The 23,317-nt window shown below is 71.6% G+C and carries 22 protein-coding genes and 1 riboswitch; of the genes, 14 read left to right on the top strand and 8 right to left on the bottom strand.

What is annotated here, in order from left to right:
* Nucleotides 1–58: 58 nt before the first annotated feature.
* Genes fgd through cofG form a run of 3 tightly spaced genes read right to left on the bottom strand, consistent with a single transcriptional unit; the run spans nucleotide 59 to nucleotide 5,120 of the window.
* Nucleotides 59–1,075, bottom strand: a complete 1,017-nt coding sequence (gene fgd / locus AC4FS1_RS13100) for a glucose-6-phosphate dehydrogenase (coenzyme-F420) (protein WP_491155820.1) — start codon at nucleotides 1,073–1,075, stop codon at nucleotides 59–61.
* Nucleotides 1,072–2,562: a flavin-containing monooxygenase gene (locus AC4FS1_RS13105; protein WP_491155822.1), complete on the bottom strand. Its 1,491-nt coding sequence runs from the start codon at nucleotides 2,560–2,562 to the stop codon at nucleotides 1,072–1,074. Before AC4FS1_RS13105 ends, fgd begins: the two co-directional genes overlap by 4 nt.
* Nucleotides 2,559–5,120 carry a 7,8-didemethyl-8-hydroxy-5-deazariboflavin synthase CofG gene (cofG, locus tag AC4FS1_RS13110; RefSeq protein ID WP_491155824.1) on the bottom strand — a complete coding sequence of 854 codons (2,562 nt, stop codon included), beginning with the start codon at nucleotides 5,118–5,120 and terminating at the stop codon, nucleotides 2,559–2,561. The genes AC4FS1_RS13105 and cofG overlap by 4 nt, the downstream gene beginning before the upstream one ends.
* 159 nt (nucleotides 5,121–5,279) lie before the next feature.
* Between cofG and AC4FS1_RS13115 the strand changes: the two genes are divergently transcribed.
* Entirely contained in the window at nucleotides 5,280–5,735 is a 456-nt protein-coding gene (locus tag AC4FS1_RS13115) for a hypothetical protein (RefSeq protein ID WP_491155826.1), read from the top strand.
* On the opposite strand, the gene AC4FS1_RS13120 is transcribed toward AC4FS1_RS13115, so the two are convergent.
* Nucleotides 5,728–6,549 carry an ABC transporter permease gene (locus AC4FS1_RS13120; protein WP_491155827.1) on the bottom strand — a complete coding sequence of 274 codons (822 nt, stop codon included), beginning with the start codon at nucleotides 6,547–6,549 and terminating at the stop codon, nucleotides 5,728–5,730. The two genes, AC4FS1_RS13115 and AC4FS1_RS13120, sit on opposite strands and share 8 nt — an antisense overlap.
* The gene (locus tag AC4FS1_RS13125; protein WP_491155829.1) at nucleotides 6,546–8,048 is read right to left on the bottom strand and encodes an ABC transporter ATP-binding protein; all 1,503 of its coding nucleotides are present in this window, start codon (nucleotides 8,046–8,048) and stop codon (nucleotides 6,546–6,548) included. The genes AC4FS1_RS13120 and AC4FS1_RS13125 overlap by 4 nt, the downstream gene beginning before the upstream one ends.
* Nucleotides 8,049–8,163: 115 nt before the next feature.
* Between AC4FS1_RS13125 and AC4FS1_RS13130 the strand changes: the two genes are divergently transcribed.
* From AC4FS1_RS13130 to AC4FS1_RS13140, 3 genes are all read left to right on the top strand, one after another.
* Nucleotides 8,164–9,213 (top strand): enoyl-CoA hydratase/isomerase family protein, encoded by a 1,050-nt coding sequence (locus tag AC4FS1_RS13130; protein ID WP_491156770.1) that lies wholly within the window; start codon nucleotides 8,164–8,166, stop codon nucleotides 9,211–9,213.
* 77 nt (nucleotides 9,214–9,290) lie between these two features.
* Nucleotides 9,291–9,668, top strand: a complete 378-nt coding sequence (locus tag AC4FS1_RS13135) for a PPOX class F420-dependent oxidoreductase (protein ID WP_491155831.1) — start codon at nucleotides 9,291–9,293, stop codon at nucleotides 9,666–9,668.
* Between the two features lie 88 nt (nucleotides 9,669–9,756).
* A complete protein-coding gene (locus AC4FS1_RS13140) occupies nucleotides 9,757–10,674 on the top strand; it encodes a DnaJ domain-containing protein (protein WP_491155833.1) in 918 nt (305 codons plus the stop codon).
* A 13-nt stretch (nucleotides 10,675–10,687) separates the two neighbouring features.
* Here AC4FS1_RS13140 and AC4FS1_RS13145 read toward each other — a convergent pair whose 3' ends face one another.
* Nucleotides 10,688–12,169: a D-alanyl-D-alanine carboxypeptidase family protein gene (locus AC4FS1_RS13145; RefSeq protein ID WP_491155835.1), complete on the bottom strand. Its 1,482-nt coding sequence runs from the start codon at nucleotides 12,167–12,169 to the stop codon at nucleotides 10,688–10,690.
* A gap of 37 nt (nucleotides 12,170–12,206) precedes the next feature.
* A riboswitch (TPP riboswitch) is annotated at nucleotides 12,207–12,316 on the top strand.
* Here AC4FS1_RS13145 and AC4FS1_RS13150 point away from each other — a divergent pair.
* The 3 genes from AC4FS1_RS13150 (at nucleotide 12,308) to AC4FS1_RS13160 (ending at nucleotide 15,194) form a co-directional block, all read left to right on the top strand.
* A complete protein-coding gene (locus tag AC4FS1_RS13150) occupies nucleotides 12,308–12,955 on the top strand; it encodes an ECF transporter S component (RefSeq protein ID WP_491155837.1) in 648 nt (215 codons plus the stop codon). (Overlaps the previous riboswitch by 9 nt.)
* On the top strand, nucleotides 12,952–14,412 hold the full coding sequence (locus AC4FS1_RS13155) for an ABC transporter ATP-binding protein (protein WP_491155838.1): 1,461 nt from the start codon (nucleotides 12,952–12,954) through the stop codon (nucleotides 14,410–14,412). Before AC4FS1_RS13150 ends, AC4FS1_RS13155 begins: the two co-directional genes overlap by 4 nt.
* Entirely contained in the window at nucleotides 14,409–15,194 is a 786-nt protein-coding gene (locus tag AC4FS1_RS13160; RefSeq protein WP_491155840.1) for an energy-coupling factor transporter transmembrane component T family protein, read from the top strand. The genes AC4FS1_RS13155 and AC4FS1_RS13160 overlap by 4 nt, the downstream gene beginning before the upstream one ends.
* Nucleotides 15,195–15,203: 9 nt before the next feature.
* Here AC4FS1_RS13160 and AC4FS1_RS13165 read toward each other — a convergent pair whose 3' ends face one another.
* Together AC4FS1_RS13165 and AC4FS1_RS13170 are read right to left on the bottom strand one after the other, a co-directional pair.
* Nucleotides 15,204–15,968: a phosphotransferase gene (locus AC4FS1_RS13165; RefSeq protein WP_491155841.1), complete on the bottom strand. Its 765-nt coding sequence runs from the start codon at nucleotides 15,966–15,968 to the stop codon at nucleotides 15,204–15,206.
* Nucleotides 15,969–16,479: 511 nt separating this feature from the next.
* Nucleotides 16,480–16,965 carry a GNAT family N-acetyltransferase gene (locus tag AC4FS1_RS13170; protein ID WP_491155842.1) on the bottom strand — a complete coding sequence of 162 codons (486 nt, stop codon included), beginning with the start codon at nucleotides 16,963–16,965 and terminating at the stop codon, nucleotides 16,480–16,482.
* A gap of 117 nt (nucleotides 16,966–17,082) precedes the next feature.
* Between AC4FS1_RS13170 and AC4FS1_RS13175 the strand changes: the two genes are divergently transcribed.
* The 7 genes from AC4FS1_RS13175 to AC4FS1_RS13205 all read left to right on the top strand — a co-directional run bounded on the left by AC4FS1_RS13175 (nucleotide 17,083) and on the right by AC4FS1_RS13205 (nucleotide 23,231).
* Entirely contained in the window at nucleotides 17,083–17,847 is a 765-nt protein-coding gene (locus tag AC4FS1_RS13175; RefSeq protein WP_491155844.1) for an SDR family NAD(P)-dependent oxidoreductase, read from the top strand.
* Nucleotides 17,848–17,881: 34 nt separating this feature from the next.
* Nucleotides 17,882–18,655, top strand: coding sequence for an enoyl-CoA hydratase/isomerase family protein (locus AC4FS1_RS13180; protein ID WP_491155846.1), 774 nt, complete (start codon nucleotides 17,882–17,884; stop codon nucleotides 18,653–18,655).
* Between the two features lie 70 nt (nucleotides 18,656–18,725).
* On the top strand, nucleotides 18,726–19,565 hold the full coding sequence (locus AC4FS1_RS13185) for an SDR family oxidoreductase (protein WP_491155848.1): 840 nt from the start codon (nucleotides 18,726–18,728) through the stop codon (nucleotides 19,563–19,565).
* Between the two features lie 78 nt (nucleotides 19,566–19,643).
* Nucleotides 19,644–19,997, top strand: a complete 354-nt coding sequence (locus AC4FS1_RS13190; RefSeq protein ID WP_491155850.1) for a VOC family protein — start codon at nucleotides 19,644–19,646, stop codon at nucleotides 19,995–19,997.
* A gap of 180 nt (nucleotides 19,998–20,177) precedes the next feature.
* Nucleotides 20,178–21,455, top strand: coding sequence for a dual-specificity RNA methyltransferase RlmN (gene rlmN / locus AC4FS1_RS13195; RefSeq protein ID WP_491155852.1), 1,278 nt, complete (start codon nucleotides 20,178–20,180; stop codon nucleotides 21,453–21,455).
* A gap of 46 nt (nucleotides 21,456–21,501) precedes the next feature.
* Nucleotides 21,502–22,377, top strand: a complete 876-nt coding sequence (locus tag AC4FS1_RS13200) for an ABC transporter ATP-binding protein (RefSeq protein WP_491155854.1) — start codon at nucleotides 21,502–21,504, stop codon at nucleotides 22,375–22,377.
* Complete coding sequence (locus AC4FS1_RS13205) at nucleotides 22,374–23,231, top strand: ABC transporter permease (RefSeq protein WP_491155855.1); 858 nt, start codon at nucleotides 22,374–22,376, stop codon at nucleotides 23,229–23,231. The genes AC4FS1_RS13200 and AC4FS1_RS13205 overlap by 4 nt, the downstream gene beginning before the upstream one ends.
* Nucleotides 23,232–23,317 lie beyond the last annotated feature (86 nt).

Raw genomic sequence — 23,317 nt, forward strand, 5'->3', positions numbered from 1 at the left:
GCGGGAAAGCGGGTGCGGGGTGCGCGAGGTCCGGGCGTGCGGGCGGCCGGGGAGCGGGTCAGGCGAAGCGTGCGCGGAGGCGGGGGAGGATCTCCGCGCCGTACATGCGTAAGAATTCGCGCTGATCCGCGCCCGGATCGTGGAACACGAGATGGCGGAAGCCGAGTTCAACGTATCGCGCGATCTTCTCCACGTGCTCTTCGGGGTCTGTCGACACGATGAACCGGGATGCGGCGCGCTCGATCGGCAGCTCCTTGGCCAGGCGCTGCATCTCGATGGGATCGTGCACGCCCATCTTCTCCTCGGCCGAGAGGGCCAGGGGCGCCCAGAACCGGGTCTTCTCCAGCGCGATGTCCGCGTCGGGGTGGTACGAAACCTTGACCTCGATCATCGTGTCGATCGCGTCCTCGGGGCGACCGGCCTTCTGCAGCCCGTCCTTCAGCGCGGGCAGCAGCGTGTCGGTGTACAGCTCGGGCGCCTTGCCGCTGGTCGTGATGTAGCCGTCGGCGACGCGGCCGGCGAGGCGCGTGGCGGCCGGCCCGGACGCGCCGATGTAGATCGGCACCTTCTGGTCGGCGGGCGGGCGATCGTAGACCGTGGCGTCCTTGACCGAGTAGTACGTGCCGTCGAAGGTGACCCGCTCACCGTCCCAGAGCTTCTCGATGAGCGTGATCGCTTCCTTGAGCCTCTGGAACCGCTCGGGCGGATCGGGCCACTCCAGCCCCAGGGTCACTTCGTTCAGTGCTTCGCCCGTGCCCACGCCGAGGATGACGCGGCCGGGGTACATCACCCCGAGGGTCGCGAACGCCTGCGCGATCACGCCCGGGTGGTAACGGAAGGTCGGCGTCAGCACCGACGTCCCCATGATGATCCGCGACGTGCGCTGTCCGAGCGCACCCATCCACGGCAGTGCCGCCGGGGCGTGACCGCCGTCGTGCATCCAGGGCTGGAAGTGGTCGGAGAGGAAAACGGAGTCGAACCCCATCTCCTCGGCCAGGACGGCGAAATCGAGCAGCTCGGTCGGACCGAACTGTTCGCTCGAGGCCTTGTACCCGAACCTCAGCGGAACGCTCATGTGTCTCCCCTTGCTGCCCCGCGGATGGAGGCGTGATCGGTTTCGAACTCGGATCCGTCGGCGCCCGCCAGGCGCTCGCGGAACGCCTGCACCGTGCCCGGCCAGAGCAGGGTGAGCCGCCCCGACCGTGCGTCGACGTACCAGTTGCGGCATCCGCCGGTCATCCACGGCGTAGATGCGGCGGCGGCGACGATCTCGGAGGTGTAGGCCGCTTCCGCCTCCGGCCGCACGCGCAGCACGCTGTCCGGCCGGCGGTCGCGAAGCGCGAGGGCGCGGACGACGTACGCGGCCTGCTCTTCGATCATGAGCACCGAGGAGTTGTGTCCGAGGCTGGCGTTGGGTCCGTTCAGCACGAACATGTTGGGAAATCCCGACACGGCGGTCGACCCGAACGACGTCATCCCGGCGGCCCAGTGTTCGGCAAGCGTCGTGGCACCGTCGCCCCGAACGACGTCGGCGTACGGCTGCTGTGACGCCGCGAACCCCGTCGCGAGCACGATCACGTCGGCCGTGAACCGCCCGTCCGCGGCGGAGACGAGGGTTGAGCCTGCCACTTCGGCGAGGGCGGAGGGCTCGAGGGTGACGGCGTCGGATGCGACGGCGGGGTAGAACTCATCGGAGAGGAGCACTCGCTTACAGCCGAAGTCGTAGTCGGGGGTCAGCGCGGCCCGGAGCGCGGGGTCGGCGATCTGCGCCGCGAGGTGTGCAAGCGCGACGTCGCGGGCCTCGGCCGCGGCCGAAGCATCCCCCGAGCGGGACGCGAAGCGTGCCTCCCCGTCCGCGTACAGCTCGGCGCGCAGGCGCGCGAGCTCGCCGGGGTGCTCGGCGAAGCGGCGCTGCTCGTCGGGGGTGTACGCCGACGCGCCCCGCGGCACGATCCACGCGGGAGTGCGCTGGAAGAGGGTGACGTGGGCGGCGAGGCGCGCAAGCTCGGGCACCATCTGCACGGCGCTGGCGCCGGTGCCCACCACTGCGACGCGCGCGCCGGCGAGGGGTGTCTCGTGGTCCCAGCGGGCGGAATGGAAGATCGGCCCGGGGAAGGTTTCCAGGCCGGGGATGGCGGGAACCTCGGGCTCGGTCAGGCGCCCGCACGCCAGGACGAGGGCGTCGGCGACGACGGGCTCGGCACCGGTGTCGATCCGCCACACGGAGGAATCGGCATCCCACTCCGCGCCGAGCATCGGGGTGCGCAGGCGAAGGCGATCGCCGAGGTCTTCCGCGTCCGCGACATCCGCGAGGTACCGGTGGATCTCGGGGCCGGGGGCGAAGCTGGCCGACCACCGCGGATTCGGATGCGCGGCGAACCCGTACAGGTGGGACGGAACGTCGCAGGCGACACCCGGGTAGGTGTTATCGCGCCACGTGCCGCCGACGGATGCTCCGCGTTCGAGGACGACGAAGTCCTCCCGGCCGGCTCGGCGAAGCGCCATCGCCATGCCGATTCCGGCGAAGCCCGCGCCGATGATCGCGACCTGCGTGCGGGTCACCGGGGGGCCGCCGTCGATCGGTACGCGGGGACGTGCCCCGGGGACGCGCCTGGTGCCTGTTCCTGAGCCGTTCCGTGCGCCTGCGCGGCGTCCGGACCGTGCGCCTGATGGGGCGTCCGATAGTCGGTCGTGCGCTGGCGGAACGGGCGGAACAGGCGTGCGGCGATTCGCTCCGCGTCGGCGAGGGGGAGCTCGAGGCCCTGCTCGATGCCGGTGTCCGGCAGCACGCGGCCGTCGAGGAGCGTCCCGCCGAGGTCGTCGCCCCCCGCGCCCAGGAGCGTCGCGGCAGCCTCGCGACCCACGCGAGTCCACGCGATCTGGATGTGCGGGATGCTGCCGGAGAGCATCAGCCGCGACACGGCGACCATGGCCCGGTGTTCGTCCAGGGGCGCCCGGCCCGGGACGAGGGGGGTGCCGTGCCCGGGGAGCGGGATCGGGACGAACTCGGTGAAGCCGCCCCCGCCCGCTGAGTGTGCGCTCCCGCCCGCCGAGTGTGCGCTCCCGGCCGCTGAGCTTGACGAAGCGTCCTGGATGCGGCGCAGCGCCCGCAGATGCGCGATGCGCTCGCCCGCGGTCTCGACGTGCCCGTAGAAGAGCACCGACGTGGAGGAGAACCCGGCGCGGTGCGCCGCGGTGATCCCCTCGACCCAGCGGTCGATGTCCAGATCTCCGGGCGCCACGAGTGCGCGGACGCGTTCGCTCAGGATCTTCACGCCCGTGCCCGGAACCGTGTCGACACCGGCGTCGCGGAGCGCGGCTAGCGCGCCATCGAGGCCGAGGCCCGAGCGGTCCGCAAGGTCCCACACATCCTGCGGTCGATAGGCGTGCAGGTGCAGCCCGGGCGCAGCGGCTTTCGCGGCGCGCACCATGTCGAGGTACGCGGCCGGATCCTCGGTGTCGGGAAGCCGGCCCTGGATGCAGAGCTCTGTAGCGCCGAGGTCCGCGGCATCCGCGGCGATGGCCGCGACATCGGCGAGGCCGAACGTGCCCGCCGCCGTGCGGCCGGCCGCAAGGAATCCGGCGGACGTGAGGTTGCGGTTGACCACGAGGCTGACGGTCTCGCCGACGGTGTACCGGCGTACGTCGTCGGCGGTCGCGGCGAGGATGTCGAGGTCGGCGCCGGTGGCGGTGAGCAGTGTCTCCCACTCCGCGTCATCGAGGGTGAGGGGGTCGCTCGCGGCCCGCTCGGCGAGCGCGGTCACGGTGCTCGAGCGCGCCGAACTCAGGAGATCCGGAGCATCCGGGGTCGTGGCGGCCCGTCGGCTCGGCGCGTCTCCGGAATGACGGACACGGGGAAGCGCGGCCGGCTGTACATCGGCCGCCAGCCCGTCGGGCTCGGCCAGCGCCGCGACGGCGTCGTGGAGCCCAGGGTCGATCCATCCCACGGCATCGCGGACGAACTCGGGATGCGCCGTGAGCCTCTCGCGCAGGACGAACCCCGCATCGGCCGTGAAGCGGGCGAGGTCGTCGAGGTGCGGCCAGGGCCGCTCGGGGTTGACGTGGTCGGCCGTCAGCGGCGACACCCCGCCCCAGTCGTCGATGCCGGCGCGCATCAGCAGCGCGAACTCCGTGGGGTCGGAGAGGTTTGGCGGCACCTGGATGCGCATGCCGGGTCCGAAGACGAGTCGTGCGGTGGCGACGGCGGCGACGTACTCGAGCAGGTCGGCATCGGGCGCCCCCTGCATCGCGGTGTGCGGCTTCGCGCGGAAGTTCTGCACGATGATCTCCTGCACGTGCCCGTACCGCTCGTGCAGGTCGCGCATCGCGAGGAGCGACTCGGCGCGGTCGCGCAGCGTCTCGCCGATGCCGACGAGGATGCCGGTGGTGAAGGGGATGCGCTGGCGCCCGGCGTCCTCGATCACCGCGAGCCGCAGTGCCGGGTCCTTGTCCGGGGAACCGAAATGTACCTGGCCGGGCACGCGGAACAGCCGCTCGGACGTGGTCTCCAGCATCATGCCCATCGAGGGGGCCGTGGGGCGGAGCATCCCGAGCTCGTCGTGCGACATGACGCCGGGGTTCAGATGCGCGAGCATCCCCGTCTCGGCGGTGATGAGCCGCGCGATCGCGCCGACATAGTCGAGGGTCGACGCGTAACCGTGCTCGTCGAGCCACGCCTGCGCCTCCGGCCAGCGATCCTCCGGCCGGTCGCCGAGCGTGAGCAGGGCCTCCTTGCAGCCGAGAGCCTGCCCCTGGCGCACCACGGCGAGCACCTGCTCGGGCGACATGTACGCCGGCTTGCGCTTCTTGAACAGCTGACCGGGGGTGTCGACGAAGACGCAGTAGTGGCACCGGTCGCGGCAGAGCGTCGTCAGGGGCACGAACACTTTGCGGGAGTAGGTGATCACGCGGGGCCGCCCGGCCGCGGCGAGGCCGACGTCGCGCATGGCGCCCGCGGCGTGCAGGAGGGCGTCGAGATCGTCGCCGTTCGCGGTCAGGAGCACGGAAGCGTCGTCGGCGTCCAGGGCGTGACCCGCCGCCGATCGCGCGAGCACGTCGCGAACATCCCGAACCGGCGAATACTGCGGTCTCGCCTGGGGCACCGCGCTGCCGGTGGTCATGGTTTCAGGCTATCCCGCTGGGGGAGGGGGCGGCTCCGCTGCGGCGGCGTCGACTCAGGCAGGAAAGTGCGAGGTCCCGGGGGCGGGGAGGGGCGGATCGTTGCCGACCTGTGAGCATCCGCGCGTGTGGCGGTCGGGGCGCGCTGGCAGACTAGACGCATGGTGACCCTGCTGCTCGACTCGTCGCAGCTGGAGGTCGTGCTCTCGACCGTCGAAAGGGCGGTGTCCTTCCGCCACCGCAAGGTCGTTGTGCCTCGCGAGCAGATCGTCCGGGCGCAGTTGACGGATGACGCGTGGACGTGGCTGCGCGGCGTGCCGAGCCCCGGGACCTATCTGCCCGGAGCGCTCGCCATGGGCACGTGGAAGTCGGCGTCCGGCGCCGACTTCGCGGTCATCCGCCGTCGCCGGCCGAGCGTCGTGATCGACCTCCACGAGCACGAGGAGTTCGAGCGGCTCGTGCTCACGACCCGTCACGGGGTGGCGCTCGTACAGGCGCTGCGGCTCAAGGATGTCGCCGACGAGCCGGAGGACGTCGCCATCCTCGCCGCCCCCACCCCGGCGAAGGCCGGAAAGGCGCGGCCGAAGCGTCCGGTCGTCGTACCCGGCGTCAGTTGACGTCGCGCCGCCAGCTCGTGAACTGTCCGACGACGAGGAACACGAGCGCGTAGGCGAGCAGCACGAGGCCGCCGGCCCACCAGGGGATCGGGTCGCTGGTCGTGGGCATGCTGATCGAGAAGGCGCTCGCCCCCACCAGCGCGTCGCTGGCGGCGCCCGGGAGCACCCGCACGACCGGCTCGAGGGCGTCGACGAAGCCGCCCGCGAGCCGCGCGATCGGTTCGATGAACTGCGTGAAAGCGAGCACGACGACGATCGCGACCACCTGGTTGCGCACGACTGACCCCACCCCGATACCGACGAGTGTCCACAGCACGAAGGCGAGCACCATCCGCCCTGCGAGCGCCCAGGTGTCCGACGAGCCGAGGCCGGTTTCCAGGCCCGATGCGCTGAGGACGATCGCGCCCGGCACGACCGTCGCGATCAGGCCCAGGACGCCGAAGAGCACACCCATCACCACGCCGATGACGACTTTCCCGGCCAGCGCGACGCCGCGGCGGGGGGTGGCCAGGAAGGTGGGGGTGAGGGTCTTGTGGCGGAACTCCGTCGTCACCATGAGCGTTCCGACGAGGAGCGGGAAGACGTAGCCGAACGACGTGGCGATGCTGTAGATCACGGGTGGCAGCATGTCGGCCGGCACCTGCGGGCCCTCGGCGGCGCCGCCGAGGGCGCCCGTCGCGAGCGAGGCGAGGAGGAAGCCGAAGCCGGCCGCGGTGAGTCCGATGTAGAGCACCATGACGAGCCCGAGGATCCACCAGATGGCGGTGGTGAACTGCTTCGTGAGCTCGGAACGGCTCGCGGAGATGAGGCTCATCGCTGGTCCCCCTCCTCGGTGTGCGGGGCGTTCACGGGATCGGGGCTGTTCGCCTCTCGCGGGACGATGTCGATCACGCCGGTGGAGGCGACAGCGAAGGAGGCGGTGACCAGGGGCGGCTCGTGACGCGCCCGGCCCGGCTCGACCTCTGGTGACGCCCCGTCCGGGGTGTCGGGGGTGTCCGTGGCGTCCGGGTTGTCCGGTGCATCCGGATCAGGAGATGCGGCGAGATCAGGCCGATTTTCGGCGGTGTGTCCTGTGTCCGCGACATCTCCTGATGCGGCGTCGCCGGTGGGGGTGGATGCGGCGGGGAAGGGGGCGGGAGTGGCCGCGGCGGGGGCGATCCCGGTGGGGTCGTCGTCCGGTGCATCCGGATCAGGAGATGCGGCGAGATCAGGCCGATCTTCGGCGATGTGTCCTGTGTCCGCGACATCTCCTGATGCGGCGACGGCCGCGGGGGTGGATGCGGCGGGGCCGGTGGGTGTGGATGTGGCGTCGGACACGACGGCGGCGGGGGTGGATGCGGCGTCGGACGGGACGGCGGCGGGCAGGACGGAGCCGGGGTCGCCTCCGGCGCTGGGGTCGCCACCGGCGCTGGGGTGGATGCGGGCGCCGCTGACGAGCTCGAGGAAGACGTCCTCGAGCGTCGCACCACGGCGCTGCAGGCCGGAGAGGGGGATCCCGGCGGCGGCGGCCAGAGCCCCGACTTCCGCGGGCTCCGCCGTCCGCACGGTCAGTCCGTTTCGCAGCACCTCGAACGAGTGGCCGGCCGCCGTCAGCGCCGCCTCCAGCGCGTCGCGGTCGGGCGCGTCGACGACCGTCGCGTGGTCGGACGCGTCGGCGAGGTCTTCGATGCCGCCCTGGAAGACGAGCCTTCCCTGCGTGATGATCAGCAGCGAATCGACCGTCTGCTGCACTTCGGCGAGCAGGTGCGACGAGAAGAGCACGGTGCGCCCCTCGGCCGCGAGGCTGCGCAGCAGCCCCCGCATCCACCGGATGCCCTCGGGGTCGAGGCCGTTCGACGGTTCATCGAGCACCAGCACGCCGGGGTCGCCGAGCAGCGCGTAGGCGAGGCCGAGTCGCTGGCGCATGCCGAGCGAGAATCCGCCGACCTTGCGGCCCGCCGCATCCGCCAGCCCGACGATGCCCAGCACCTCGTCGACGCGCGCACGGGGGATGCCGGCAGCCTGTGCGTAGACGGTGAGATGGTTCGCGGCGGTGCGGCCCGGGTGGAAGCTCGACGATTCCAGCACCGCGCCCACCGACTGCAGGGGCCGGCGGAGCTGTGCATAGGGGACCCTGCCGATCGTCGCCGAGCCTTCGGTGGCGCGGACGAGACCCAACAGGATGCTCAGGGTCGTGGTCTTGCCGGCGCCGTTCGGACCGAGAAACCCGGTCACCTGGCCGGGCTCGACCCGCGTGGTCAGATCCGAAACGGCGGTGACGGAGCCGAAGCGTTTGGTGACGCCGGAGAATTCCAGCACCTGTCCTTCGGGCATGCCGAACCTCTCGTCGTTGTGCGATTGCCCCTATCTTCCCGGATTCCCCGGGATTGCGCGGGACTTCGCCCGGCTCGGGTGCGGCGGCCGGTAACGTGGCGGCGTGGTGAACACGATGGACGCGGAGGATGCTGACGTCCTCGTGCGCGTCGCGGGGAGCCTCGGACGGCTCACGCTCAACCGGCCGAAGACGCTCAACGCACTCAGTCACAGCATGATCCAGCACCTCGCTGCAGCCCTCACCGGATGGCAGTCCAGCGCGGCCGTCGACGTGGTGCTGCTGGACGGCGCGGGCGACCGCGGCTTCTGCGCGGGCGGCGACGTCCGTCAGCTGTACCAGCAGATCGTCGGGGGCCGCATCGAAGACACGGCGCATTTCTTCCGCGACGAGTACCGGCTGAACGCCGCGATCGCATCGTCGCCGGTGCCGGTCGTGGCGCTGGCCGACGGCATCACCATGGGCGGCGGGATCGGACTCGCCGGACACGCCGCCATCCGCGTCGTCACCGAACGCTCGCGCCTGGCGATGCCCGAGACGCGGATCGGATTCACCCCGGACGTGGGCGGGTCGTGGTTGCTGGCCCACGCGCCGGGCCGGCTGGGCGAATACCTCGCGCTCACGGGGGCGGCGATGGATGCATCGGACGCCATCTATGCCGGTTTCGCCGACCATCTCGTGCCGACGGCCCGGATCGAAGCGCTCCGCGACGCACTGGCCACGCGCGCGCATCCGACCGGACCGGCGGAACTCGTGCTCCTCCTCGACGACACGCCGGCGCCCTCAGCGCTGGCTGCGGCACGGTCGTGGATCGATGAGGCGTTCGCCGGAGAAACGGTGGCCGAGATCGTCGACCGTCTGCGGACGCGGCCCGAACCCGAGGCATCCGAAGCCGCCGACATCCTCACGGCACTGTCGCCGGTGTCGCTCGCCGTGACGCTGGAAGCGGTGCGCCGGGCGCGGGCGCTGCCCGACCTGAAATCGGCCCTCGCGCAGGAGTACGGGCTGGTGATGTGGTTCGTCACGTCACAGCCCGACCTCGTCGAGGGGATCCGCGCGCAGCTGATCGACAAAGACCGCTCTCCCCGCTGGCAGCCGGATGCTCCGGAGCAGCTGATCGCCGACGCCTTCGCCTATACGCCCGCGCTTTCCCTCTGGGACGCGTGACGTGTCGGCGCAGGCGGAGCGAGACCGCCACGCCTCGCGCGTGACGTCCGCCGGGCGAGGCATGGCACCCTGAGGGAGTGATCACCGACGAAGCGCTGGCCTTCCTCAGCGAGTACCACCTGGCTACGCTCTCCACCCTGGGCCGCGACGGACGCATCCACTCCGTCCCGGTGGGCATCACCTATGAGGACGGCTCCGTGCGGGTGATCGGCAGTCGCGGCTCGCAGAAGTTCCTCAACGTCCAGCGGACCGGACGCGCGAGCGTGAACACCGTGGATGGCCGTCGGTGGATCAGCTTCGAGGGACCTGCTCGCATCGATGAGAGCCCGGATGCGGTGGCCCACGCCGTCGCGCTGTACGCACGGCGCTACCGGCAGCCCTCGCCCAACCCGGAGCGCGTGGTGCTGGAGATCACGGTGGAACGCGTGCTGGGTTCGCCGCAGTTCCGGGCCTGAGCGGAACCGGCGCCGTCGACAGCCCGCGTCCAGTCTGCGGCGGTTAGCCTGATGGATGCTGCGCTGCACAGCGCGCGGGGGAGGATTCGTGTTCGACAGCCCGGTGTCGGCGTCTGCCTACGAGGTGCTCGGTGTGGAGCCGGCCGCCGATGACGAGACGCTTCGTCGTGCGTACCGCCTGCGCCTGCGCCAGAGCCACCCCGACGCCGGCGGCGACGCGGCCGTGTTCATCCAGGTGCAGCGGGCGTGGGAGCTGATCGGAACCCCCGCAGCGCGGGCGGCCTACGATCGCGGCCGGGGCTCCGCGAGCCCGGAGTGGGCAGGTCCCGCCTCGGCGTCGGCACCCCGCCCCGACACCCGGCCGCGCGCCCGCACCTACGGTCAGCCGGGCGGATGGCGCCGAGAGCGTTACCTCACGCTCATCCGCGAGTGGGTGGGTCGCGGCGTCGAGATCCCCGATCCGTACGAACCGTCGCTGGTGCGCTCGGCACCGCACGACCTGCGCCGCCTCCTCGCCGACGCCCTCGCCGAGGAGGCCACCGCCCGCATCGTCGCCGACCTCGGGATGGGGTACACCGTGTGGCACGATGTCGCCGCATCCCGCGAGGGGAATCCCGACGAGAAGATCGACCACGTCGTGCTCGGACCCAGCGGACTGTACGCCGTGCTCTCGGAAGACTTCGGCGGGCCCGTCGGCTTCCGCCGGGGAGAGATCGTGGGGCCGAACGTCGTCGGGTCTCCCGTGTCGCAGCTCGTCGGCGGACTGCGCCTGATCGGGCGCGCGGCGGGTGTGCGCTTCAGTGGCGCGATCGTGGTCCTCCCCGACGGCGACACGCTCGATGCGATCACTCAGCTCGGGAAGGTGCGCGGCACACCCGTGGCGGTGGCATCCCGCAGCGCCCTGTCGACGCTGCTGCGGCAGGGCGTCGCGGGCGCCCGGGAGATCGGCGGGACCGAGCTTTTCGATATCCGCAGCCGCCTGCAGCAGCGCGTCGCCCACGTCTGACGCGACGTCGGCTTCAGTCGTTGAGCCCCAGCAGGTCGAGCGGGTGGGTGAGGCGCCACCACGTGCTCGGGGCCTCGACGTCGTCGGCCAGCTCCAGGTCGACGCTCGTGCTGTCCACCGGCCCCGACACCGCGAGCGTGCCGACGACGTCGCCGTCCGCCGCCGAGTCTCCGAGCGCGAAATCGGAGGCGGCGCTCGCCGCGGCGCCGTTCCACAGCACGACCGTGGCGTCTTCGGCGGTGACGACGTCGACTCTCTCCCCCCACCGCGTCACGACGTGCCCCGCGAGCGTCCCCTCCGTCACCGACGGCCGCAGCTGCAGCTCTGACTCCGCCTGCGCGTACAGGGCCCGGGTGGCCTCGTCGCGCCGGGCGGAATCGGGCTGTCCGAGGACGGCGGCGTAGAGCCGCACCGTGGTGTCGCCGAGGGGGACATCCTTCGCGGTCAGGAGGTTGTAGCGGTCGAGGGTGCCGGTCTTGATCCCGGCCATTCCGGTATCCGTCAACAGCGGATTGGAGTTGCGCACCGTTCCCGCACCGGGAATCTCGGTCGACTCCTTGCGGACGATCTCGGAGATGACCGGATTCGCCATCGCGCGGGAGGCCAGGGTGAGCAGCGCGTCGGGCGTGGCGGAGTTGCCCGGGCTGATGCCGGACGGGTCGACGATCGTGATGCCGTCGATGCCCTGGGCGGCCAGCCACGCGCTTGCGGCGGCGGCGTACACCTCGTCGGAGGGCCACAGGTCGTCGGCGAGCCGGTCGGCGTAGTTGTTGGCCGATCCGATCAGCATCCCCTCGAGCAGCTGGTACTCGGTCAGGACCCCGCCCACGGGCACGTCCAGGGAAGATTCGCCGTTGGCCCGGTACTGCCAGTACCGCGTGCGGTCGGCGGCGGCGAAGCGATACTCCGGGCCGCTCTCGCCCACGGCCAGCGGCAGGCGGTCCAGGACGAGCAGCGCCGTGACGACCTTCGTGATGCTCGCAATGGAGGACGCGTCGCCGGTGGAGGCGAGTGCCCCCGGGATGCCGGCCACCGAGATGGCGGCACTTCCCTCCGCGGGCCAGGCCGGTGCGGCCGGCGGCGCGGCGATGGTCTGCACCGCCACCGATTCGATGCGAGGCGCCACGGCATGCAGCGGCCACAGCAGCGTGATCGCGGCGTAGGCGGCGGCGACCAGGAGGAGCACACCCCCCGGTGCCAGGACTCCCGTGCGCCACGGCGAGCGTCGCCGGGCGCCGCGGAGGAGGTCGGGCGCCGAAGCGGGCGCGGTCGCAGACGCGGCGTCGGTCGTCGACACCGGTATGGTGACCCGGGTTTCATCCACCCACGCCAGGGCAACCGGTCCGGAAGGTCTGGCGGCGACCGGCGGGTCGGCAGGTTCCTGCATCACCAGGGTGCCGGGGCTCTCTGCGCCGCCCGATGAGGCGTCTTCCTCCGCGGCGGGGCCCTCCGTGCGCAGAGCCCGCCGGGTGGGCGGAGGCGCTTCGGCAGTCACCCGCCTAACGTACCGTTCGGCGCCGGTATACTCAGGCGCGACAAACCACGGGAGTCCGGTGAGCCGGGCTGAGAGGAAGCGATCCACGCTTCGACCGTCGAACCTGATCTGGGTCATGCCAGCGCAGGGAGGAGCGAAATGAACATTTCCACGTCCACATCCGCCCGCACCGGGACCGGAACCCGCCGCTTCCGGTGGCGGGTCGTCGACATCGTCGTCGCCAGCGTCATCGGCGTCGCAGCGGGCGTCATCTTCTGGTTGTGGGGTCAAGCCTGGCCCGCTCTGGACACACTTCTGGCGTTCACGCCAGGCATGTCGGGGCTTCTCGCCGGTGGATGGCTGTTCGCCGGCGTGCTCGGCGGCCTCATCATCCGCAAGCCCGGCGCCGCGTTGTACGCCGAGGTGGTCGCGGCCGTCGTGTCGATGGCGATCGGCACGCAGTGGGGTTTCACGACGCTCATCTGGGGCGTGGTGCAGGGCCTCGGAGCCGAGCTCGGGTTCGCGCTGTTCGCCTACGCCAACTGGCGCCTGGGCGCGGCGCTGGTCTCGGGTGCCCTCGCCGGGCTCGCCGTCGGGCTGCTGGACACGTCCTTCTCCTCCGTGGCGGCCCTGGCGTTCGAGGCCCGCGTCGTCTACTTCGTCGCGGCGGTCGCCTCCGGGCTCCTGCTGGCCGGCCTCGTCTCGTGGGTGCTCGCCCGGGCGCTCGCGGCGACGGGTGCGCTCGACCGTTTCGCGGCCGGCCGGGAGCACCGCATCCGCGAGGCGGACTCCGCCGAACCCGCGTGAACGTCGCTCCGGCCGGCGTCCGCGCCCGCGGGTGGGGGTGGCGTCACGCCGGGCGGCGGCGCTGGGCGGTCTCCGGTCTCGACCTCGACGTGCAGCCGGGGGAGCGGGTGCTGCTGCTCGGTGCCAGCGGATCGGGCAAGAGCACGCTCCTCCGCGCGCTCGCCGGGGTGGTGGGCGACGCCGAGGACGGCGAGAGCGCGGGCTCGCTGACCATCGACGGCGTGCCCGCCGGCGACGCCCGCGGTCGTGCGGGGCTCGTGCTGCAAGACCCCGACGCACAGGTCATCCTCGCCCGGGTCGGGGATGACGTGGCGTTCGCGTGCGAGAACCTCGGGGTGCCGCGCGAGGAGATCTGGCGACGGGTGGATGCTGCGCTCGAGGCCGTAGGGCTTCCGGTGCCGCGCGACCATCCGACCGCACAGCTGTCGGGCGGGCAGAAGCAGCGTCTCGCACTGGCGGGTCTCCTCGCCATGCGCCCCGGGCTGCTGCTCCTGGACGAACCCACCGCGAACATCGACCCGCAGGGCGCGGTCGAGGTGCGCGACGCGGTCGTGGCCGCTGCGGCAGCAACCGGCGCGACCCTGGTGGTCGTGGAGCATCGCGTGTCGCTGTGGGCGGACGCCGTCGACCGTGTCGTCGTGCTCGGGGACGGTGGGGTGCGCGCCGACGGTTCTCCGGATGCCGTCTTCCGCGGCCACGCGGCTGCTCTGACCGCGGCCGGGGTGTGGGTTCCCGGTGTGGCGCCCGGCATCGAGCGCACCGTCCGCGCCGCGTCGGCGCCTCTTCTGCTCGGTGCCGCAGACCTGGCAGTGGGGCGCCGGCGGTTCGGTGCGCGCGAGGCGGCGGTGGCCGCATCCGGGATCTCGACCCAGCTGCGTGGGGGCCGCGCCCTCGCCCTGACGGGTCCGAATGGTGCCGGTAAGTCGACGCTCGCCCTGACCTTGGCCGGCCTCCTGCGCCCCGCCGGCGGAGAGCTCGCGGCAACACCCGAGCTGGCCGGCCGGCTCGGGCCTGCTCCGACGGGATGGCGCGCCCGCGACTTGCTCACTCGCATCGGGATGGTGTTCCAAGAGCCCGAGCATCAGCTCCTCACCACACGGGTGCGCGACGAGCTCGCCGTCGGGCCGCGCGCGCTTCACCGCGATCCCGCCGACATCGCGCCGCTCGTGGACGACCTGCTCGAAAAGCTCCGGTTGACCCGGCTCGCCGACGTCAACCCGTTCACGCTGTCGGGCGGGGAGAAGCGGCGGCTGACCGTCGCGGCAGCGATCGCGACGGCCCCGCGGGTGCTCGTGCTCGACGAGCCGACCTTCGGTCAGGATGCGGTGACCTGGCGCGAGATCGCGTCGCTCATCGACGCTCTGCGTGCCGGCGGCACCGCCGTGGCGTTCGTCACCCATGATCGTGCACTGGTGGACGCGCTCGCCGACGACGAACTCGTGATGGGGGCGGCGTGAGTCTGATCTCGCTCGGTCCGCGCGACGGGTTGCTGGCGCGGATGAACCCGGTCGCCAAGCTCGCGGCGACGCTCGTCCTCACCGGGGCGCTGCTCGCGTCGATCGACCCGGTGTCGGCCGGGGTCACCCTGGGGGCGACACTCCTTCTCCTTCCGCTGACCCGCATCCGTGTCCGCGACCTGTGGCTCCGGGTGTGGCCGATCGTCGTCGGGGCGGTGATCGCGGCCTCCGCGACGGTGCTCTACGGGCGGCCTTCCGGCGCCGTCTACGTCGAGTGGGGGGTGCTGCGCGTGACCGACGGATCGATCGCGCTGGCCCTCGCCATCTTCCTCCGGGTGCTGGCCATCGCGGTGCCGAGCGTCGTGCTGTTCGCGACGACCGATCCCACCGACCTCGCGGACGGGCTCGCGCAGAATCTCCGCCTGCCCGCGCGCTTCGTGCTGGGGGCGCTCGCCGGTCTGCGCCTCGTCGGGCTCCTCCTGGAGGACTGGCGTGAGCTGTCGCTCGCCCGCCGTGCGCGCGGCGTCGCCGACACCGGACGGATCCGGAGGCTGCTCGGCCAGATGTTCGCGCTCCTCGTCCTCGCGATCCGGCGCGGTTCCAAGCTCGCCACGGCTATGGAGGCTCGCGGGTTCGGCGCCCCGGGAAAGCGGACGTGGGCGCGTCCGTCGCGCTTCCGGGGCCGGGACGCGGGGCTTGTGCTGGTGGCCGCGGTCATCGCCGCAGCATCCGTCGTCGTGTCGGTGATGGTGGGCGCGTGGCGCCCGATCTTCGGTCTCTGACTCCGGCGGTCAGGTCGCGTTCCACAGGTCGCGGTAGAACGCCATCCGAACCGGATCGTCCGCGATGCCGTAGGCCTCCACCAGGGCGTCCTGCCATCCGGGGCCGTAATTCCACTCGGTGCTCATGGCGGCGACGGCGATGTCGGCCCAGCGGTCGGCGACACCGAGGGCACCGAGGTCCACGTGCGCCACCCATTGGCCGTTCTCGCCGAGGAGCGTGTTGGGGGCGCACGCGTCGCCGTGGCAGACCACGAGCCGGTCGATCGGAGGCGTGTCGCGCAGGGCCGACGGCAGGTGGATGCCCCGCTCTTCGGCGTTCGCCACACGTGCCGGGATGCTCCAGTCGAAGGGGCACTCATCGACCGGCAGGGCCCCGTGCAGGGCGCGCAGGCCTTTCCCGATGGCCCGGACGGCCGTGGCGGGGTCGGGAAGCCAGCGGGGTGAGACGGCGCTGTCGCCGTCGATCCCGACGGTGACGAGCCACTCGGACGTCTCGTCCGCCCCGGCCGTGAGCACCGACGGCACCGGCGTGTACGGCGCCGCCCATCGAATGCGCTCCGCCTCCGCCGCCATCGACGTCTCGGCGTTACGCGGACCGTACTTGATGTATCGGATGCCGTCGCGTCCGCTCGCGCGGAAGGTCACGCCGCCGAGCTCGTTCTCCCACACGGGTTCGAGGGAGGCGCCGCCCGCGAGCTCGCGCACGCGAGCGGGGGCGGGAACGGCAGGCGGGATGAAGGACTGCTGCGACGTGGCCGGTGCGCTCTCGCTCATGGCCCCATCATCCGCTCCCGTCCGCTTCCGGCGCTGCGCGGCGCCCAGATCAGGAGATGTGGCGCAGACAGGACGTTTGCGGGCCAATTGGCCTGTGTCGGTCAGATCTCCTGATTCGGATGCTGCGGCGTCATCCGCTTCCGCCGGCTTCGGGCTGCGCCCGGTGCCCGAATCAGGAGATGTGGCGCAGACAGGACGCGTGCGGGCCAATCGGCCTGTGTTGGTCAGATCTCCTGATTCGGATGTGTCGGCGTCACCCGCTTCCGCCGGCTTCGGGCTGCGCCCGGCGCCCGCTTCCGCCGGCTTCGGGCTGCGCCCGGCGCCCGCTTCCGGCGATTGCCCGGTGCCCGAATCAGGAGATGCGGCGCAGACAGGACGTTTGCGGGCGGATCGGCCTGTGTCGGTCAGATCTCCTGATTCGGATGCTGCGGCGTCGGCGTCGGCGTGGACGTCCACGTCGACGTCGAGGTCGAGGTCGAGGTCGACGTCCGCGTCGAGGTCGAGGTCGAGGTCAGAGCGTGCGCTCGAAGCAGAGCGACTCCGGCATCGTCGCCACGTACGGCTCGTAGACGGGAATGGGCGTGAAGCCGGCTCCGGCGTACAGTGCGATCGATTCGGGCTGCGGTGCCCCGGTCTGCAGGATCACGCGCCGCGCGCCCCCGGCGCGGGCCCGCTCCACCACGGCCGCCGTGAGGGCCTGGCCCACCCCGCGTCGGCGCGCGGCTGCGGGCACGATGAGGCGCTTCAGCTCCCACTCCTGGCCGAGGCGACGCAGGAGCACATGACCGAGCGGCGTGCCCGACTCGTCGACCGCGAGGAAGGTCGTGACGACGTCTTCGGGGTGGACGCGGAGGGCCGCGTTGCGCGCTGCCGAGAGTTCGGGCGGTTCGCCGGTCACGACGTGGGCATAGCGGGTGCTCAGTTCCTCGTCGAGGAGGTCACGCAGGGTCACCGCCCGCGGATCGTCGACGCCGACCTCTTCGATGCGTACCGTCACCTTCCCATCCTGCCTCCGGCCGGGCAAGGTGGGGGAACACGGGGCGGAGCGGGGTGCGAACCTGAGTGCCGGTTAGGCTGGAACCCGGTCCCGGTTTCGACGACGAACGGAGAGCGGATGGACATCGCAGGCGCGACTGCCTTGGTCACCGGTGGTGCGAGCGGCCTGGGTCGGGCGACCGCACGTCGGCTCGCCGCATCCGGGGCCACCGTCACCATCGTCGACCTGCCCTCTTCGCCGGGCGAAGAAGCCGCGGCGGAGATCGACGGCCGGTTCGTGGCGGCGGATGTCACCGACCCCGAGCAGATCGCTGCCGCCGTGGCGGTCGCCGCCGAGGCCGGTCCGCTGCGGGTGGTGGTCAACTGCGCCGGCATCGCGCCGCCCGGAAAGGTCCTCGACCGCGAGGGCCTCCCCACTCCGCTCGACGCGTTCGAGCGGATCGTGCGGGTGAACCTCGTCGGCACCTACAACGTGATCGCCCAGGCATCAGCGGTCATGGCCCGCACCGAGCCGGAAACGGAAAGCGGCGACCGCGGAGTCATCGTCAACACCGCGAGCGTTGCCGCCTTCGACGGTCAGATCGGACAGCCGGCGTATTCGGCGAGCAAGGGCGGGGTCCACGCGATGACGCTGCCGATCGCCCGCGAGCTCGCCCGCCACGCGATCCGCGTCGTGACGATCGCGCCCGGGATCATGGAGACGCCGATGCTCCGGGGCCTGCCGCAGGCCGCGCAGGATTCACTGGGGCAGCAGGTGCCCTACCCCTCGCGCCTGGGCGTCGCCGACGAGTACGCCCGCCTCGTGATGGCGATCGTGGACAACGGCTATCTCAACGGTGAGACGATCCGCCTCGACGGTGCGATCCGGATGGCCCCGAAATGACCGCGCCTCGCGAGGCCGAAAGAGGAGGACGAGCGTGAGCGACAGCATCCTGGTGACCGTCGAGGGCAACCTCGCGCGGGTGACCCTCAACCGGCCGGCGTCGCTGAACGCCATGGACTTCGAGATGGCTGAACGGTGGCGCGATGCGGCCCGCACGGCGACGGCTCCCGGCATCGGCGCCGTGATCCTGGATGCGGCGGGGCCGGCCTTCTGCGCCGGCGGCGACGTCGTGGCCATGGCCACGTCGGGTGCGTCCGGCGCGGATCTCACGGCGACCGCGCACATCATCCACGAGGGCATCCGCACGTTCGCGGAAGCCCCGGTCCCCGTGGTCGCGGCTGTCCAGGGGGCGGTGGCCGGAGGTGGCCTCGGGCTCATGCTCGCCGCGGACTACGTGGTCGCCTCGGACGCGGCTCGGTTCGTCAGCAAGTACGCCAACATTGGCCTCACCCCCGATCTCGGGGTGACGACGCTTCTGCCGGCGGCGATCGGGCAGCGCCGCGCGCTGCAGTTGCTGCTCCAGGACCGCTCGCTGTCCGCCTCCGAAGCCCTCGAGTGGGGGCTCGTCGCCGAGGTCGTGCCGGCCGAGGGCGTGGCCGCCCGCACGGAAGAGGTGGCGCGCTTCTGGCTCGCCGGCGCTACGGCGGCCTTCGGCCAGGCGGCGCGGCTCGTGCGCACAGGTGCCGAGCGCACCTTCGCCGAGAATCTCGACGACGAGGCGCGCACGATCGGTGCCGCCTTCGACACGGCCGACGCGAAGGCTCGCGTGGGCGCCTTCGCCGCCGCATCCGCCAAGAAACGCACATGATGTCCCGCACACGCAGGTTTTGTGCGCTGGAAACCTGCACGAGTGAGACATCACGGGGAAAGGGAACGTCATGACCGAGAACACCCTCGCCGGGAAGACCATCCTGATGTCGGGCGGCAGCCGCGGGATCGGCCTCGCGATCGCGCTGCGGGCGGCGCGGGATGGGGCGAACGTCGCGATCCTCGCGAAGACCGACACCCCGCATCCACGCCTGGAGGGCACCGTCCACACCGCGGCCGCCGCGATCCGCGAGGCGGGCGGCAAGGCTCTGCCGATCGTAGGCGACGTGCGCAACGAAGACGACATCACCGAGGCGGTGCTCACCACCCAGGGCGAGTTCGGCGGCATCGACATCGTCGTGAACAACGCCAGCGTCATCGACCTGTCGGGCTCGCTCGACCTCTCGACGAAGAAGTACGACCTCATGCAGGACGTCAATGTGCGGGGCACGTTCCTGCTCTCGCGCGCGGCGATCCCGATTCTGAAGGACGCCGAGAATCCGCACATCCTGACGCTGTCGCCGCCCTTGAACGTCACGCCGAGGTGGCTGGGAGCGCATCCGGGGTACAGCCTGGCGAAGTTCGGGATGACCATGGTCACCCTCGGCCTGGGGGAGGAGTTCGCCGGCGCCGGCATCGCCGCCAACACCCTGTGGCCGCGCACGACCATCGCGACCGCCGCGGTGCAGAACATCCTCGGCGGCGACCGGATCATGGCCGCGAGCCGCACACCCGAGATCTATGCGGATGCCGCGTACGAGGTGCTCACGACGCCTGCAGGGGAGCGGACCGGGCAGACGCTGATCGTCGAGGACGTGCTCGCCGAGGCCGGCGTCACCGACTTCTCCCGGTACGCCGCGGTGCCCGGGACCCCCGACGCGGCGTTGTTCCCGGACATCTTCCTCGACTGAGGCCCGCGCGCCGCCCATCCGCCCGGCCGGCCGCGGGGAGGGGTGACGGGCGCGTGAGGGCGGCGTACCGTGGCGCGCATGACGGTGCGGTCACTGTTCCCCATCCTGCGCACACCCGACCTGCCGCGGTTGCAGGACTTCTACGAGCGGGCGTTCGGGGCGGTCGAGCGCTACCGGTTCGAGGACGTGTACGTGGCTCTGGACATCGGCCCCGGGGCGATCGGCATCGGCCTCGAGCCCGATGTCGCAGCATCCGGCCGCGTGGCCATCTGGCTCTACGTCGACGATGTCGACGATGCCTACCGTGCGGTGCTGGACGCCGGTGGTCGGTCGGAGGAGCCGCCCGACGACATGCCATGGGGTGAGCGTGTCGCGCAGGTGCGCGACCCTGACGGCAACCCCCTCTACCTCGGCGCTCCCGTGCCCGCCTGACCCCGGGGACCGCGAGACTGCACGCTGCCCACGAGCGAGCGGCTTTCCGCCGCGGTCTCGTGGGCACGGTGCAGTCTCGCGGGCTCCCGCCCGCTCCCGCTCCCGCGCGGGCCCCACCCCCGTCCGCGCGGGCTCGAGGCGACCAGGTCCTGTGCAGGCGAGCCCCGGTACCCTGAATCCATGACCGATCAGCCCCCCGTGCGCACCACCAAGCCCCGTCAGGTGCGCCCCGCGGCGCCGCAGGTGCGGCCCCGAACAGAGGGCTGGTCGCAGAAGAAGGATGACGCGGGCCGGCCGCTGCTGCAGTTCGCCAGTCCGAAGCGCGGTAAGCCGCCCGTCCACCTGGCCGACCTCACCGCCGCCGAGCGGGTCGCCAAGGTGACGGAGCTGGGACTCCCCGGCTTCCGTGCGAAGCAGCTCGAGAAGCACTACTTCACGCACTACACGTCCGACCCGGCGGACATGACCGATCTCCCGGCCGCCGGTCGCGACGAACTCGTCGCGGGGATGCTGCCACCCCTGCTCACCGAGGTGCGGCGACTGGAGACCGACAAGGGCGACACGATCAAATTCCTGTGGAAGCTGCATGACGGCGCGCTGGTGGAGTCGGTGCTGATGCGCTACCCCGGCCGCATCACCCTGTGCGTATCGAGCCAGGCGGGATGCGGCATGAACTGCCCGTTCTGCGCGACCGGGCAGGCCGGCCTCACCCGGAACATGTCGGCGGCCGAGATCATCGAGCAGATCGTCCGTGCCAACCGGCTCATCGCCGACGGCGGACTGGGCGGCAAGACCCTCCGCGGATCCGACGGGCCGGGTCAGTCGCCCGAGCGGGTCTCGAACATCGTGTTCATGGGGATGGGTGAACCCCTCGCGAACTACGCCCGCGTCATGCAGGCCGTGCGGGTCATGGTCGACAAGGAGCACGGCCTGGGCATGAGTGCCCGGGGAATCACCGTGTCCACCGTCGGCCTCGTGCCCGCCATCACGAAGCTGGCGAACGAGAACATCCCCGTCACCTTCGCGCTGTCCCTCCACGCGCCCGACGATCACCTCCGTGACGAGCTGATCCCGGTCAACTCGCGGTGGAAGGTGGATGAGGCGCTCGACGCCGCGCGCGATTACTTCGAGAAGACCGGGCGGCGCGTCTCGATCGAGTACGCGCTCATCAAGGACATGAACGACCACGCGTGGCGCGCCGACCTTCTGGCCGACAAGCTCAACGCGCGTGGCCGGGGGTGGGTGCACGTCAACCCGATCCCGCTCAATCCGACGCCCGGCTCGATCTGGACCGCATCCGAGGTGCCGGTGCAGAACGAGTTCGTCCGTCGACTGAACGCCGCCGGCATCCCCACCACTCTGCGTGACACCCGCGGCAAGGAGATCGACGGCGCGTGCGGCCAACTGGTCGCCACCGCCGAGGACGAGGTCGCCGCCGCGGCCGCACCCGCGGTCTGAGCTCGTACGAGCCGTCGACCCGCGGCGGCGACTCATACTGGGAAGCGTGACAGAGGACGTCGTTCGCGTGCGCGGCCTGCGCAAGGTCTATCGCGGCGGGTTCGAGGCGCTCCGCGGTGTGGATCTGGACATCCAGCGCGGGGAGTGCTTCGCGCTCCTCGGCCCCAACGGTGCCGGCAAGAGCACGCTCATCGAGATCCTCGAGGGCTACCGCGACCGGACATCGGGTGAGGTGTCCGTCCTGGGCGTCGACCCGCACCGAGGCGGCCTGCCGTGGAAGGCGCGCCTCGGCATCGTGCTGCAGAACACCGGCGAAGCCCCGTCCGCCACCGTGCGCGAGATGCTGGCGCACTTCGCCGGCTTCTACCCACGTCCGCGCGACGTCGACGAGGTGATCGCCGCGGTCGGCCTCACCGGCAAGGCCCGCGTGAGCGTGCGCAAGCTCTCCGGCGGGCAACGCCGGCGCGTGGACGTCGCCCTCGGCATCATCGGCCGCCCGGAACTGCTCTTCCTCGACGAACCCACGACGGGCTTCGATCCTGAGGTGCGCCGTCAATTCTGGAGTCTCATCCGGGGGCTCCAGCAGGACGGTACGACCATCTTGCTGACGACCCACTACCTGGATGAGGCGGCCGAGCTCTCCGAGCGGGCGGCGATCCTCGTCGACGGTCGGGTCGCCTCGGTCGGGCCGATCGACCGGCTCGGGGGCGCCGAGGCGCGCGTTCCCATCGTGCGCTGGACGGATGATGACGGAACGCACGAGGAGCGCACCGTCCACCCGGGCGCGCGGGTGGCGGAGATCATGGCCGCCGGCGGGGAGCCCGCGCGGCTCGAAGTGGTGCGCCCCCGATTGGAGGACATCTACCTGTCCTTCCTCGGCGGGGACGCGGCGGTGGAGAGGTCCGCCGAGGTGGGAGCATGAGCGAGAGCACTGTGCCGTCCCAGACCCCGGCGACGTCGGCGGTCTTCGGCGTCGCCCGGACCCTGCGGCTCGGCGCATCGCGGATCCGGTACGAGGTCCGCGCGTACTTCCGACAGGGTGACACGCTCTTCTTCACGTTCCTGTTCCCCGTCGTGATGCTGCTCATCTTCTCGGTCGCCTTCACGTCCCAGACGTTCGGGCCGCCCGGGGAAGAGGTGTCGTCGGCGGAGTTCTACCTGCCTGGTCTGCTCGCGGCCGGTCTCCTGCTGTCCGGGCTGCAGAACATGTCCATCGACATCGCCATGGAGCGCGGCGACGGCACGCTCAAACGACTGGGCGGGACCCCCTTGAGCCCCGTGTCGTATTTCATCGGCAAGCTCGGGCAGGTGCTGATCACGGGGCTCCTGCAGTCCGCCCTCCTCATCGCTGTCGCGGCCGTCGGCTTCGGGGTCGCCCTTCCCACCGACGCGGAACGTTGGCTCACCTTCACCTGGGTCTTCCTCCTCGGGGTGACGACCTGCGCCATCCTCGGCATCGGGCTGGCCGCCCTGCCCCGTACCGGGCGCAGCGCCACGGCCGTCGTCATCCCGATCGTCCTGATCCTGCAGTTCATCTCCGGGGTGTACATCTCCTTCTCGGCCCTCCCCGAGTGGCTGCAGAACTTCGCGAGCGTGTTCCCGCTGAAGTGGCTCGCCCAGGGGATGCGGTCGGTGTTCCTCCCGGAAGCGTTCGCCGCGGCGGAGCCGTCCGGATCGTGGGAGCATCCGCTCACGCTCCTGGTGTGCCTCCTGTGGCTCGTGGGCGGCCTGATCCTGGTGCGGTTGACCTTCCGCTGGATCCGCAAGGACTCCTGACGTCCTCCTCCGCACCGTTCCCCGGTGCGGATGTCGCACGTCCGTGGCAGGCTGTGCTGGTCACCCTCGGCGCTCCGCATCGCGCC

The sequence above is a fragment of the Microbacterium sp. Z12_35 genome, assembly GCF_058310475.1.